Here is a 13,568-nt window from a genome sequence, read left to right on the forward strand (position 1 = left end):
CGGAGCCCCGGCGCCGCAAGCGAGAAAAGGGAGGGAAGACATGGGCAAGAAGATCGTGAGCCTGGACGACCTCAGCGCCGAGCTGCCGGTGATCGACGAGGCCGACCTCGGCCTGGTGTCCGGCGGCCGGCCGATGGAGCGCTGTTACCACACGGCCGGCACCGACAGCCAGCCGTCCGACGGCTGGGTGTCCGACTACTAAACGCTCGGCGTCGCGCGGGAGGGGCCTCGTGCTCCTCCCGCGCGGCTGAGGGGGGCCACATGCTACTGATTCTGAGCGAGCCGGGTGACGCCACCGTTCGCATGGTCCTGCCCAAGCTGAAGGCCAGGGGCGCCGAGGTCGTCTGGTGGGATCCGGCCCGGTATCCGGCCGCCGCACACCTGACGGCGCGGTTCAAGACGGGCGGGCCGCACCTCACGCTGGTGACCGGCGGGGAGAGCGTCGATCTGTCCGGGACCACGGCCGTGTGGTACCGGCGGCCCGGACGGCCGACCGCCGCGCCGGATGTCACCGCCGGCGATCTGCGGACCCGGGTGGAGGAGCTTTCCGAGTGGTTCCTGGAGGGCTTCTGGGACCTGCTGGACGCGCGGTGGTTGCCGGGCAGGCACCCGGTGCTGCGCCGGGCGCACAACAAGCTGGTGCACCTGGCACTGGCGGAGCGGCTGGGTTTCGCCGTACCGCCGACGGTGATCACCAACGATCCGGCCGAGCTGGCGCCCGCCTACGAGCGGGCCGGGGGGCGGCTGATCGCCAAGCCGGTCGAGTACGTGCCGTTCGAGATCGACGGCGCGCGGCACACCGTCTACACGACCGTGGTGCAGCGCCGGGACCTCGCGGGGCGCGCCCGGCTCGCCCACGAGCCGACCATCCTGCAGCCGTACGTCGGCAAGGCCGTGGAGCTGCGGGTCACCGTGGTGGGGCGGCAGGTGTTCGCGGCCGAGATCGCCTCGCAGGACTCGGCGCGCACGCGCGACGACTGGCGCCACTACGACTTCGACCGGGCCCGCCACAGCGTCCACCACCTGCCGGACGACGTCGCCGGCCGGTGCGTGGACCTGGTGGCCGCGCTCGGGGTGACGTTCGGGGCGATCGACCTCATCCTGACCCCGGACGGCGAGTACGTGTTCCTGGAGATCAACCCCAACGGCCAGTGGGCCTGGATCGAAGACCTGACCGGCCTGCCGATCGGCGACGCCATCGCCGACTGGCTCGTGGCCGGGGAAACGGACCTGTGATGACTCAGCCCGCACTCGGCGCGGCCCTGGAGAGCGGCGTGAGCCTGCTGCGCGGGCTGACCCGCCGCCGCTCCGCCGTGGACGACGCCCGCCGCGCCGCCGCCACCTGGGCCGCGGCGCATCCCTCGCTGGCCGCCCAGCTCGTGAGCAACCCGCGCCCCGGCTCGCCGATCGTGGACTACGACCTGCTCATCGACGACCCCGAGGGCGGCACGATCATGCTCGGCACGCAGCCGGACGACGGCACGTCCTGGCTGGTCGACCACTCGACGCACTGGGCGGCGGGCAACCTGCTGACCGTGGACGGCATGCAGATCTCCGTCCCCGAGGCGATGCTCATGCTGCGCTCGCTCACGCGCGCCGGGCTGTCGCCGCAGGAGGAGCTGGTGCGCTTCTGCGTGCTGCGCGGTGCCGCCGCGAAGGAGGAGGTGGATCTGGACGACGTCCAGGCCGCCGCGGACGCCTTCCGCCGCCGCCACGGCCTCCTCACGGGAGAGGCCATGCGGAAGTGGCTGGAACGCATGGGGATGAGTGCCGAGGCGTTCCATGACCACATGGTGACGAATGCGAAGGACCAGAGGTTCCGTACGCGGAAGAGGGCCGAGCTGGCCCCCGAGTACCTGAGCCGTCATCGCGACCGGTTCGCCCGGGTGTGGGCGGTCTGGGCGGTGTCGGGGGAGCCGGTGGACCCCGCCGAGCTCGACGGCTCCCTCGGTGACCGCTGGGACGTGCGGGTCAGTCGCGTCCGGACGTGGTCGGGCGAGCTGCCCGAGCCGCTGCGCGCGGTGCCGGCCGGAGGTGAGGTCGGCCCCGTTCCCTTCGAGGACGGTCACCTGACGGGGTCGGTGCTCAAGCGGGAGGACGCCGTGGCGGACGCGGACACGCTGGCCGCCGCCGGGACGGCGGCCTTCGACGACTGGCTGGCGGAGGCGGCCGAGCGGGCCCGCGTCACCTGGCACTGGCTCTGACCACGCCGCTGACCCCCGTACCGGCTCACGCGGGGTCAGCCGGAAGAAGCGGGCCGGTCGTAGATCCCGACCGCCCACCTGCCCGGCCGCTCGCCGACCTCGGCCTCCAGCCGCTCGCGGACCTTCGGGTCGAGCAAGCCGCTGATCAGGGCCGACTCGCCGCAGCTCGTCTTCCGGCATCCCCTGACAGCCCGCGCGACCTCCAGCATCGGGGCGTTCGAGGGGAAGACCCAGACCTGCAGCGACTGCGGGCGCTCCAGCCAGTCGGCGGGCGCGGACAGCTGGTCGTGCTGCCCGCCGAGCCCGTCACCGCACCGCGCGGCCGCGCCGCCGCGCTCGCCGCCCTTGAGCCGGTGCGCCGTGACGATCCAGGCCTCGGGGTCCTCGCAGACCACCTTGTACCCGGTCCAGGTGCTGGTCGGGGTGAAGGTGACCGAGCGGCCGCGGCCCATGGTGTCGAAGCGTTCGGAGTGGATCAGCGGCAGGTCGAACTGCTTGGTTGCTCCGAGCCATACCTTGAAAGTGGCGGGGATCTCGGGGCCGGCCGGCGGCTCCACGCGGGCGGAGTCCACCGGCTGCTGCGCGACCGGCGCACCCTCCGGCCGCAGCGGGAGGCCGATGACGGCGAGCGCGGCGACGGCCAGGGCCGCCACACCGGCCGTCACGGCCCGGCGGGTGCGGCGGATGCGGCGGCCGCGCCGGAGGATCGTGCCGAGGTGGGCGAGGTCGCCGTCCTGGTCCTCGGCCCGCTCGGTCAGGAGGTCGCGCAGATCGTTCTCGGTGTGCCTCATCGCTGTACCCTCTCCAAGCTCATGCTCTGAACGTCCGGATCGACCCGGAGGCGGGTGAGGGCCCGGCTGAGCTGGCTCTTCACCGCCCCCAGCGAGCACCCGACGATGTCGGCGACCTGCGTCAGGGTGCGGCCCTCGTAGTAGTGCAGGACGATCACCGCCCGCTGGCGCGGCGACAGCGTGCCGATGGCCCGCCACAGCGCCGCCTGGTCGTCCACCTCGGCCGCCGCGTCGCGCGGGTCGGCGGTCTCGGGGAGCGTCTCGGACGGGACCTCGCCGCGCCAGCGCCTGCGCCACCACGACGTGTGGGTGTTGACGATGATCCGGTAGACGTACGGGTCGGGGTTGCCCTCGATCCGCCGCCAGGCCAGCCACGCCTTCGCCAGCGCGGTCTGCACCACGTCCTCGGCCGTGCCCCAGTCCCGGGTGAGGAGGTACGCCATCCGGCGCAGGCGCGGCTGCCGGTGTGCCACGTACTCGGCGAACCCGTCGTCCATCCGTCATCTCCGTCTCGTCGTCGTCCGGTGATGACTACCGTCCGGGGGCCGGATGCGGTTTACAGGGTCACGAGGCGAGCAGGGCGCGGACGCGGCCGGGCGTGTGCCCCAGCTCGGCCCGCATCACGCGGGTCAGGTGGGCCTGGTCGCTGAAGCCGAGGGCGGCGGCGAGCGCGGCGAGGTCGGTCTCGCCCTGGTCGAGGCGGGCGAGGGCGCGGCTGACGCGGACGCGGTTGCGGTAGCGGCTGACCGGCATGCCGACGTGGTGGCGGAAGGTGTGGCTCAGGTGGGACGGCGAGGTGTCCAGCAGCCGGGCCAGCTCGACCAGGCTCGCGGCGGCGAGCGGGTCGGCGAGGACGGCCTCCCTGGCGCGCTCGGCCAGGTCGGCCCGGCCGGGCGGCGGGGTGTCGTGCGGCTGCTCGCGCAGGGCGAGCCGCACGAGGTCGAGGACGGCTTCGGCGGCGGCGAAGCCGGGGTCGCCGCCGCTGCGCAGGAGCAGCCGGTGCGCCAGTTCGAGCCGCGCGTCCAGCCGCACGGCCCCTGACCCCACCCGCGCCCCGCCCGTCAGCTCGTCGTCGGACAGCGTGACCGCCGTGCACACGTCGCCGCCCGCCGGATGGGCGAACCGCAGCTCCTCCCCGGGCAGGTGCAGGTACCCGGTGGCGGGCTCGGCGGTCACCTTCCGCCCTTCGACGTCGACGCGGAAGTGCCCGCGCTGGACCAGCACGATGTGCGCGGACGGCGCCGGTTCGGGCGCCGACCAGCGGGGATGGTCGTCGGTGCACGCGACGGCGCGGATCGCGAAGTGGCGGGTCTCGATCACCGTCCTGGTGGTACGCACGAGCACCACCGTACGACAGCCCGCAAATCCGCACATTCGTTCAAGACCGGGCAGCCACCCCGGCACCATGCTGGGCGAATGATCACAACTGTCCGTCGTGGCCCGATGCTGGCCGTGCTGCTGACCGGCCAGGTTATGGCGTCCATGGACGGCTCCATCGTCTCGGTGGCGGCGCAGACCATCCGCGAGGGGCTGGGCGCCGACGGCGCGGCGATCCAGCTCGTCGTCTCCGGCTACCTGCTGACCATGGGCGTGCTCCTGGTGACCTGCGCGCGGATCGGTGACGTGATCGGGCACCGGCGGGCGTTCCTGCTGGGGCTCGGCTGGTTCACCGGCGCGTCGCTGCTGTGCGGGCTGGCGCCGTCGGCGGGCGTGCTGGTGCTCGCCCGCGTCGCGCAGGCCGCGGGGGCGGCGCTGCTGACGCCGCAGATCTTCGCGCTCATCCTGCGCAACTGGGAGGACGGCCCGGCCCGCCGCCGGGCGATCGGCGTCTACAGCATGGTGCTCGCCCTGGGGGTCGCGCTCGGGCAGGTCATCGGCGGGCTGGTGGCGGGGGCCGACCTGCTCGGGCTGTCGTGGCGGCCGATCTTCCTGGTGAACGTGCCGATCGGGGTGGTCCTGCTGGCGGTCGGGGCGCGGGTGCTGCCGGGCTCCCGCCCCGACGACGAGCCCGCCCGGCTCGACCCGGCGGGGGTGGCGGTGCTGACGGTCGCGATGACCGCGCTCACCGTCCCGCTCATCTTCGGGCGGGAGAGCGGCTGGCCCGCCTGGGCGTGGATCTCGCTGGCCGGCGGCGTGGCGCTGCTGGCGGCGTTCGCCGGCTACGAGAGCCGGGCGCGGCACCCGCTGCTGGACCCGGCGGCGCTGCGGCCGGCGGGCGTGAAGCCGGGGCTGGCCGCCTGCTGGATCGTCATGGGCTGCTACACGGTCTTCCTGCTCACCCTGACCCTGCACCTCCAGGGCGCGCTCGGGTACTCGCCGCTGCAGGCGGGGCTGGCGTTCGTGCCGTACACGCTGGGGTTCGGCACGCTCAGCCTGACCTGGAGCCGCTACCCGCGCTGGCTGCGGGACGCGCTGCCGGTGGCGGGCCCGCTCGCGTTCGCCGCCGGGGCCGGGCTGCTGGCCCTGAGCTGGCATCCGCTCGGCTCCGTGCCGCTGCTGATGCTCGCCGGCGCCGGGCACGCCGCCGGGTACAGCCCGCTGATCGCCCGGATCACGTCGCTGGTGGAGCCCCGGCTGGCTTCGGCGATCTCGGCGCTGAACTCCACAGGCCCCGTCCTCGCCGGGGTGACGACGGTGGCGGGTCTCGGCAGCGTCTACTTCGCCGCCCCCTCCTCCGCCGCGGGGCTGTTGCGGGTGGTCGCGGCCGTCGTCGTGCTCCTCCTCATCGGTACGGCCTGCGCCGCCCGCGTCGCCCTGCTCCAGACAGGGGCGCGTACGGCGGAGGCGAACGAGTGAAAGATCCTGCAAAGAAGCGATATGGCATGAGGTGGACCGTGGCGATCCGGCAATAACCGAAGAATTCGGGGTGTCGTGCGGGATGGTGCCATGGTCGGGATGGTGTGGGAGGACGCTCCGTACCCGATGCTGGCGGTCAGCACCTCGGGCGTCGTCGAGCAGGCGAACGAGGCGGCCCGCCTGCTGTTCACCGGCCCGGTCGTCGGTCAGCGCCTGGAGCACGCCGCCCCGGAGTGGCTGGCGCGGGCCCACGACCGGCTCGGCGCGGGCGCGGCGGAGCCGTACGGCGAGCTGGGCGAGCGCGTGTTCCAGGCGCACGCCGTGTACGCGGCGGGCGGCCGGGTCGTCTGGTGGCTCATCGACGTCACCGGCAGGCAGCACGAGATGGACGCGCTGCGGGAGTGGACCGCGTTCCTGGCGGAGGCGTCCAACGAGCTGCTGCCGTCGCTGAACCTGGACCGTTGCCTGGAGACGACCGCCTGCCTGGCCGCGCGCCGCCTGGGGGAGAGCGCGCTGGTGGTGCTGCCGCGCGCCGGCCGCCGCTACGCGATCGCCCGCTGCGGGGCCGACGGACGGGCGGTCAGGCAGGACGCGGTCATCGACCCGGGCACGCTGCCGGGGCTGACCGAGGCGTTGCGCGGCTTCCCGCCGGTGCCCACGCGCTGGCTCGCCCCGCAGGAGGCTCCCGGCTGGGTGGGCCCCGAGGAGGGTGCCGGATCGGTGGCGGTGATCGCGTTGCCCGGCCACGGCCTGCCGGCGGGCGCTCTGGTGCTGGTGCGCCGCTCGCGCGAGCGGTTCACCGCCGACGAACGGGTCTTCGTGCGGCTGTTCGCCCTGTGGGCGGGCTCCGCGATCGCGGTCGCCCGCCTGTACGTCGAGCAGGCCGCCATCACCGAGACCCTGATGGCCGAGCTGCTGCCGCCCGCCACCCCGGCCCTGGACGGCGTGGAGCTGGCGGCGCGCTACCGCCCGGCGGGGCCGGGGGAGCGGGTCGGCGGCGACTTCTACGACGTGTACCCGGTCGCGGGCTCGGGCCGCGAGTCGCTGGTGGTGCTGGGCGACGTGGCGGGCAAGGGCCTGGAGGCGGCCGTGCTCACCGGCAGGATCCGCAACACCCTGCGCGCCCTGCTGCCGCTGGCCGACGACCATCAGCGGATGCTGGAGCTGCTGAACGGGGTGCTCCTCAACGATGGCGATCCGACCCGTTACGTCACGCTCGTCCTGGCCTCGTTCCAGCGGCGCGGCCCGCGCGTCGCGCTGCGGCTGACCAGCGCCGGGCACCCGGCGCCGCTGATCATGCGCAATGACGGCCGGGTGGAGACCGTCCCCGCCGTCGGCACGCTGATCGGCGTCCTGGAGGACATCACCAGCGTCACCGACACGGTGCTGCTGGAGCCCGGCGAGACCTGTCTGCTCTACAGCGACGGCATCACCGAGGCCAGGGGCGGCCCGCTCGGCCGCGAGCTGTTCGGCGACGAGCGGCTGTGCGAGCAGCTCCGGCAGTGCGCGGGCATGCCGCCCGAGGCGCTGGCGGAGCGCGTGCAGATGCTCGCCTCCGAGTGGGCCGGCGAGGGCGAGCACGACGACATGGCGGTCGTCACCATCTCGGCCCCGCGCGCGCCCGGCGAGGACGGCTCGTGACCGGCGGCGTCGAGGAGCGGGTGGAGGCGTTGTGGGCGGCGGCGACGGCCGGTGACGAGCGGGCCGCCACCCGCGTGGCGACGGACGCGCTCGACGCCGGCATCCCCATGGAGACCCTGCTGCTGGACGTCGTGGCCGCCGTGCAGTCCCGCGTCGGCCAGGAGTGGGCGGCCAACCGCCTCTCGGTCGCGCAGGAGCACACGGCGACGGCCGTCAACGAGCGCGTGCTCGCCGCCCTGGCCCACCACCCGACCCGGCAGAACGACCCGGCGCCCGGCATGGGCCGGATCGTCGTGGCCTGCATCGACGGGGAGTGGCACGCGTTCCCCGCGCGGCTGCTGGCCGAGGTGCTGCGGGCGCGCGGCTGGCACGTCGACTACCTGGGCGCCCAGGTTCCGACGCCGCACCTGGTCGCCCACCTGCACCTGACCAACCCGGACGCGGTCGCGCTGTCCAGCTCGCTGGCCATCCGGCTGCCGGCCGCGCACACGGCGATCAGCGCCTGCCAGGCGGCGGGCACGCCCGTGGTGGCCGGGGGCGCCGCCTTCGGCCCCGACGGCCGCTACGCCCGCCTGCTCGGCGCCGACGCCTGGGCCCCCGACGCCCGTACCGCCGCCGACCTCCTGGCCGCCGGGCCGCTGCCGCGCCAGGCCACTTCCGGCGAGGAGCCACGGCAACTGGCCGACCGCGAGTACACGGATCTCACCCGGTCCGCCGGCAGCCTGGTCGGCGCCGTCATGGACGACCTGACCCGGCGCGTCCCCGCGATGGCCGGCTACACCGAGCAGCAGCTCGAGCGGACCGCCGAGGACGTCGCCTACCTCGTCGACTTCCTGCGGGCCGCGCTCTACGTCCACGACCCCGAGCTGTTCTCCGCGTTCGTGGGCTGGATGACGAGCGTGCTCACGGCACGCGGCGTCCCGGGGTCCGCGGTCCTGGCGGCCCTGGACGCGCTCGCCGGCCGCCTCACCGGCTTCCCCCGCGCCCTCGACACGCTGACGCGGGCCCGCACGACACTCGGGTGAACCCTCAACCGGGCTCTTCGAGGGGGATCCCGCCGCACGGCGGGATCCCGCTCGTACGGAGGTCAGCGCACGTAGATGTCCGGCCGCGGGGGCGTGGGCATGCGGTCGCCGAGGAAGAAGCCCGTGTGCGGGGGCTGGTTGTAGGCCGTGTTCTGCCAGGCCACCGAGACGCGGTAGAGCGGGTCGTGCATCAGCGTCCAGATGCGCCGGTCCGTCGGCGTCGTGGTGGAGTAGATCCGCAGCGCGCGGTTGTCGCTGGTCGGCCAGACGACCTCCTCGCGCCAGTCGCCGAACAGGTCCGCCGACAGCGACGGCGTGGCCTTCGTGCCGTTGTTGGAGTGCACGCCCGACGCCGTCAGCAGGCGGGTGTCGGCGTCGGTGCCGTACTTGTCGATCCTCGTCTGGTCCAGCAGCTCCCTGACCGGGTCGCCGTCCCACCAGATGAGGAAGTTCACCGACGACGGCTCCCGGCCCGCGCTGTTGCCGGTGACGCTGCGCAGGGTGGTGTCCGAGGCGGACCAGAACTCGCTGGCCACCCGCACCGTCGAGATGTCACCCGCCACGCCCCGGCCGTTGTCGGAGCCGGACGCGGTCGACCACAGGATCGTGCCGGTGCGCGGGTCGATGTAGAGCGAGCCCGGCTGCGAGGTGGACTCGCTGACCTTGAAGTACTCCAGGCCCGCCCTGGCCGGGTCGAAGTCGCCCAGATGCTGGGCGTCGCCGTGGCCGGTGCGGGTGCTCCACATGCCGGTGCCGTTGTCGTTGACCGCCATGGCGCCGTAGACGATCTCGTCGCGGCCGTCCTGGTCGATGTCGCCGACGGACAGGCTGTGGCTGCCCTGCCCGGCGTACTGCGCGCCCGCCGCGTTGCTGTCGAACGTCCACCGCTTGGTGAGCGTGCCGTTCCTGAAGTCCCAGGCGGCGATGACGCTGCGGGTGTAGTAGCCGCGCGCCATGATCAGCGAGGGGCGCTCCCCGTCCAGGTACGCGGTCCCCGCCAGGAAGCGGTCCACCCGGTTGCCGTAGCTGTCGCCCCACGAGGAGACCGTGCCGCGCGGCGGGTCGTAGCTCACCGTGGACATCGCGGCGCCCGTCAGGCCGTTGAACATGGTCAGGTATTCGGGGCCGCTCAGGACGTACCCGCTGGAGTTGCGGTAGTCGGCGCTGGAGCTGCCGATCACCGTGCCGGCGCCGTCCCTGGTGCCGTCGGCGGTCTTCATCGCCACCTCGGCGCGGCCGTCGCCGTCGTAGTCGTAGACCTGGAACTGCGTGTAGTGCGCGCCCGCGCGGATGTTGCGGCCCAGGTCGATGCGCCACAGGCGGGTGCCGTTCAGCCGGTACGCGTCCACGTACACGTTGCCGGTGTAGCCGGACTGCGAGTTGTCCTTGGCGTTGGACGGGTCCCACTTCAGCACGATCTCGTACTGGCCGTCGCCGTCCAGGTCGCCCACGCTGGCGTCGTTCGCGCTGTAGGTGTAGGCGACGCCGTCGGGGGTGGTGCCGCCCGACGGGGGCTGGATGGGCACGTCCAGGTACGTGCCGCCGGTGAAGCGCAGCGAGGCGGGGGAGGCGGCCTGCTCGGCCCCGTTCACGACGGCGCGGACCGTGTAGGAGGCGTCGGCGGCGGCCCCGTTGTCGAGGTAGTTGGTGGACGCGGTGAGGTTCGAGGCGATCCGGGTGGAGCCGCGGTAGAGGTTGAAGGCGACGCCGTCGGGGTCGGTGCCGAGCAGCCGCCAGGAGACGAGGTTGCCGGAGCCGGACCTGACGCTGATCACGCCCCGGTCCAGGTCCTCCATCTGCTTGGTCGGAGGTGCGGCTTGGGCGGGGGCGGTGGGGATCGTGATCGCGGTCAGGGCCAGGACGGTGGCCGCGGCGGCCAGGTGTAAGCGCATGGCGATTTCCTTTGCGGTTTTCCGTGCGGAGGGTAAGCGCTTTCCCAAGGGGTGAAAAGAAAGTTTCACGGGACGGGGACGGCGGCGTGATAGCGCTAACAGAGGAGGGGTGGGCTGATCTGCGGGGATGGTCACAGAAGCTCCTCGTCTGCGGCGGCGCGGCCGGGGTGTATTTAAGGCCAGCCGGTAGGCCCCGCGCAAGAGCGTCCTTGCCGCCGCTTTGACGCCGGGCGGGGTACGTTGTCATCCCTTTGTTGTGACGGCTCCTCCTCGCGGTGGCGAGCGCTATGGCTGTGACGGCCCACGTCGCGGCGGCGAGCGCTAGGGCTGTGAGGGCTCCACCTCGCGGGACGCCGCCTCCGCGTGGCGCCGGCCGCGCAGCAGCGGGACGGCCGCGGCCATGGACAGCGCGACGGCGAGGACCAGGCCGGGCAGCAGGCGCGACGGCGAGGACGCGTCCTCACCGGCCTCGCGCAGCCATTCGCCGGGCAGGCCCAGCAGGAGCGCCCCGGCGGGCTCGCCCAGCGCGGCCACGGCGACCAGCGTGCCGGTGACCCGGCCGAGCAGCCGGGCGGGCGTGATCGCCTGCCGGTGACTCGTCAGCGCGATGGTGGCCGCGATCGAGCCGGCCAGCGGGACCAGGATGCCGATCATGTACCACGACCATCCGCCGGCCACCCCGGACAGGGCGACCAGCAGCGTGCACGGCTGGCTCACCAGCAGGGCCCCCAGGCCAGGCGGTAGGCGCCGAGCCTGCGGTGCAGCAGCACCGACGCCAGTGCCCCCAGCACGAGAGCGCCGTAGACCGACCCCATCCTCGCCAGGGCGATCTCGGCCGGCGGAACGTCCTCCACCAGCACGTGGAACGCCATGCCCACCATGTCGTCGGCGAACTCGCCGGTCAGCCCCGTGACGAACAGGCACAGGGCGATCGCCCGCAGCACCGGGTCGCGCAGGGTGAAGCGCACCCCTTCGGCCGCCTCCCGCCAGAACCCGGCCCCGGGCAGTGGCGGCTCCTCGACCGCCGCCGGTGGCTCCGCGACCGTCTCCACCGCGTGGAAGACCACCGCCGCGCTGGCGGCCGCGCCGGCGACCACGATCACGAACGCCAGGCCGCCGGGATCGGCCACCGCGACCAGCAGCACGGGAACGACGAAAGCTCCCGCCCCCTCCGCCGCCACGCCCGCGACCACCAGCGTGAGCGCGAGGGCGGCCGCGAGCGTGACCGGCACGACGCGACGGCGCCGCACCCGATCCAGGAGCACCCCCAGCAGCGGCGCCAGCAGAAGGGACCCGAGCCCCGACGCGCTCGACAAGTGGGCGGACGCGGGCGGCGTCAGAGCGCCCAGATCGTACAGGGACGGAAGAGCGGCATCCGCCGGAGTCGTAACGGGCTGGGAGAGTTCATCGGGACATCGTCGTACAAGGTGGAAGATGCAGGCGGCCGGTGCGGGTGGGACTGGATGAAGTCAACCCATAGCAGAAGGTAACCATGGCGGCAGGTGTCGCGCACTGCGTGGTGACATGACCACGCAGCGGTATGGCCCAGGCCCGTGGTTGAGCGGACAGTTGAAGTCCCTCCGACACGAAAGACTGCGCATGGAACCCCAGCAGATCCCAGTCCCCGGTGAACGCACGTCCCGGACGATCCGCCGGTTCAGAGACCACGGTGGCCCCGTGGTCCCCATCGAACTGCCGGGCAAGGTCAACGCGTGGATGGTGACCTCGTACGACAGCGTCAGCGAGGTCCTGCTCAACGACGGCACCCTCTTCAGCAAGAGCCCACTCAACTTCCCCGCCCTGCACGACGGCACCATCCCGCCCGACTGGCCGATCCGCCAGCTCATCCAGGGCGACCACCTGCTCACCAAGGACGGCGCCGACCACCGCCGGCTGCGCGGCCTCATCAACCGCGCCTTCACCCCCGCGCGGGTGGCGTCCATGGAGCCGCGCATCCAGGAGCTCACCGGCGGGCTGCTCGACCGGCTGGCCGGCGAGGGCGAGCCGATCGACCTCGTACGGCACTTCAGCGAGCCGCTGCCCATCGCCGTGATCTGCGAGCTGTTCGGCGTGCCCGAGGGGGAGCGCTACCAGATCCGCGAGTGGACCAACACGATGCTCTTCCACACCGCCACCCCCGAGGAGGCCGCGGCGGCCGGCGGCCAGATGCTGGCCTACCTGGGCGCCTTCGTCGAACGCAAGCGCGCCGAGCCCGGCGACGACCTCACCAGCGGCCTCATCCAGGCGCAGGAGGACGACGGCGACCGGCTCTCCGACAACGAGATGTTGTGGATCCTGTGGCTCGTGCTCATCGCCGGCCACGAGACCACCGTTCACCTCATCGCGAACACCGTCGTCGCCCTGTGCGCCGACCGCGCCCAGATCCCCGCCGCCGACGATCGCGACGCCTGGGCCAAAGTGGTGGAGGAGGCGCTGCGCAGCCGCAACTCCGTCCTCAACGTGCTGTTCCGCTACCCGCTCCAGGACGTGCAGATCTGTGGCACGAAGATCCGGGCCGGCGAGCCGATCTCCGTCGCCCTCGACGGGGCCGGCACCGACCCGGCCAGGTACGGCGCCGACGCCGAACGCTTCGACGCCTCCCGCGAGCCGGACGCCCACGTCGGCTTCGGCCGCGGCCCCCACTTCTGCCTGGGCGCGCCCCTGGCCAGGCTGGAGATGCGGATCGCCCTGTCGTCGCTGTTCGGCCGCTACCCCGGGTTGCGGCTGGCGATCGACGCGGACGCGATCCCGTACACGCCCTCGCTCGTCACGGAGGGCCCGATGAAGCTGCCCGTGGTCCTTGGGCCCCGTCGCTGACCCGTTTGCCGGTCACCGGAGCCCCAGGGGCGACGCTGGGGCTCCGTCCAGCCTCCTAACTCAACACTGTAGAGTTGTACTGAAACTCCACATCGTTGAGTTATTGCCCCCGGAGGCTCTGATCATGGAGTACCTGCTCATCAGGCAGCGGTTCACCGACTACGACACGTGGCGGAAGGCGTTCGACGGCATGGCGGACGTGCGGGAGGCGGCCGACATGCGCACCGTCCTGGTCAGCGTCGACGCGCAGCAGCCCGACGAGGCGGTCGTGCTGTTCGCCTGCTCGGACGCCCAGGCGATGCGCCAGCACTTCGCCTCGGACGCCCTCCAGGAGGCCCACCGGCAGGCGGGAGTGGTGCCGGGCAGCAACCAGGCCAGCGTGCTCCTCCCGCGCTGAACACC

14 protein-coding genes are annotated in these 13,568 nt (G+C 73.2%); 8 read left to right on the plus strand and 6 right to left on the minus strand.

What is annotated here, in order from left to right:
* The first annotated feature begins 40 nt into the window (after positions 1 to 40).
* The 3 genes from HCN51_RS09115 to HCN51_RS09125 are packed head-to-tail and all read left to right on the plus strand — an operon-like array spanning position 41 to position 2,204.
* Positions 41 to 202, plus strand: coding sequence for a hypothetical protein (locus tag HCN51_RS09115; protein WP_155129040.1), 162 nt, complete (start codon positions 41 to 43; stop codon positions 200 to 202).
* Between the two features lie 59 nt (positions 203 to 261).
* On the plus strand, positions 262 to 1,236 hold the full coding sequence (locus HCN51_RS09120; RefSeq protein ID WP_168008688.1) for an MvdC/MvdD family ATP grasp protein: 975 nt from the start codon (positions 262 to 264) through the stop codon (positions 1,234 to 1,236).
* Positions 1,236 to 2,204, plus strand: a complete 969-nt coding sequence (locus tag HCN51_RS09125) for a TIGR04500 family putative peptide maturation system protein (RefSeq protein ID WP_168008690.1) — start codon at positions 1,236 to 1,238, stop codon at positions 2,202 to 2,204. Before HCN51_RS09120 ends, HCN51_RS09125 begins: the two co-directional genes overlap by 1 nt.
* A 35-nt stretch (positions 2,205 to 2,239) precedes the next feature.
* Here HCN51_RS09125 and HCN51_RS09130 read toward each other — a convergent pair whose 3' ends face one another.
* From HCN51_RS09130 to HCN51_RS09140, 3 genes are all read right to left on the minus strand, one after another.
* A complete protein-coding gene (locus tag HCN51_RS09130; RefSeq protein WP_168008692.1) occupies positions 2,240 to 2,995 on the minus strand; it encodes a hypothetical protein in 756 nt (251 codons plus the stop codon).
* Positions 2,992 to 3,492, minus strand: coding sequence for a SigE family RNA polymerase sigma factor (locus tag HCN51_RS09135; RefSeq protein WP_168008694.1), 501 nt, complete (start codon positions 3,490 to 3,492; stop codon positions 2,992 to 2,994). The genes HCN51_RS09130 and HCN51_RS09135 overlap by 4 nt, the downstream gene beginning before the upstream one ends.
* A 67-nt stretch (positions 3,493 to 3,559) precedes the next feature.
* On the minus strand, positions 3,560 to 4,333 hold the full coding sequence (locus tag HCN51_RS09140; RefSeq protein WP_206066769.1) for a helix-turn-helix domain-containing protein: 774 nt from the start codon (positions 4,331 to 4,333) through the stop codon (positions 3,560 to 3,562).
* Between the two features lie 78 nt (positions 4,334 to 4,411).
* On the opposite strand from HCN51_RS09140, the gene HCN51_RS09145 reads away from it, so the two are divergent.
* The 3 genes from HCN51_RS09145 to HCN51_RS09155 all read left to right on the plus strand — a co-directional run bounded on the left by HCN51_RS09145 (position 4,412) and on the right by HCN51_RS09155 (position 8,457).
* Complete coding sequence (locus tag HCN51_RS09145; RefSeq protein WP_206066770.1) at positions 4,412 to 5,791, plus strand: MFS transporter; 1,380 nt, start codon at positions 4,412 to 4,414, stop codon at positions 5,789 to 5,791.
* A gap of 90 nt (positions 5,792 to 5,881) precedes the next feature.
* Positions 5,882 to 7,432, plus strand: coding sequence for a PP2C family protein-serine/threonine phosphatase (locus HCN51_RS09150; RefSeq protein WP_240972636.1), 1,551 nt, complete (start codon positions 5,882 to 5,884; stop codon positions 7,430 to 7,432).
* The gene (locus HCN51_RS09155) at positions 7,429 to 8,457 is read left to right on the plus strand and encodes a cobalamin-dependent protein (RefSeq protein ID WP_168008698.1); all 1,029 of its coding nucleotides are present in this window, start codon (positions 7,429 to 7,431) and stop codon (positions 8,455 to 8,457) included. Before HCN51_RS09150 ends, HCN51_RS09155 begins: the two co-directional genes overlap by 4 nt.
* Positions 8,458 to 8,519: 62 nt before the next feature.
* On the opposite strand, the gene HCN51_RS09160 is transcribed toward HCN51_RS09155, so the two are convergent.
* From HCN51_RS09160 to HCN51_RS09170, 3 genes are all read right to left on the minus strand, one after another.
* Complete coding sequence (locus HCN51_RS09160) at positions 8,520 to 10,349, minus strand: rhamnogalacturonan lyase (protein WP_168008700.1); 1,830 nt, start codon at positions 10,347 to 10,349, stop codon at positions 8,520 to 8,522.
* A gap of 321 nt (positions 10,350 to 10,670) precedes the next feature.
* Entirely contained in the window at positions 10,671 to 11,066 is a 396-nt protein-coding gene (locus tag HCN51_RS09165; protein WP_168008702.1) for a hypothetical protein, read from the minus strand.
* Positions 11,063 to 11,665 carry a hypothetical protein gene (locus tag HCN51_RS09170; RefSeq protein WP_168008704.1) on the minus strand — a complete coding sequence of 201 codons (603 nt, stop codon included), beginning with the start codon at positions 11,663 to 11,665 and terminating at the stop codon, positions 11,063 to 11,065. The genes HCN51_RS09165 and HCN51_RS09170 overlap by 4 nt, the downstream gene beginning before the upstream one ends.
* 283 nt (positions 11,666 to 11,948) lie before the next feature.
* Between HCN51_RS09170 and HCN51_RS62200 the strand changes: the two genes are divergently transcribed.
* Complete coding sequence (locus HCN51_RS62200) at positions 11,949 to 13,166, plus strand: cytochrome P450 family protein (RefSeq protein ID WP_346433584.1); 1,218 nt, start codon at positions 11,949 to 11,951, stop codon at positions 13,164 to 13,166.
* Positions 13,167 to 13,290: 124 nt separating this feature from the next.
* A complete protein-coding gene (locus HCN51_RS09180; protein WP_168008708.1) occupies positions 13,291 to 13,563 on the plus strand; it encodes a hypothetical protein in 273 nt (90 codons plus the stop codon).
* Positions 13,564 to 13,568: the final 5 nt, after the last annotated feature.

Origin of the sequence: Nonomuraea composti, from assembly GCF_012034275.1 — a bacterium.
GTDB classification, from domain to species: Bacteria; Actinomycetota; Actinomycetes; order Streptosporangiales; family Streptosporangiaceae; genus Nonomuraea; species Nonomuraea composti.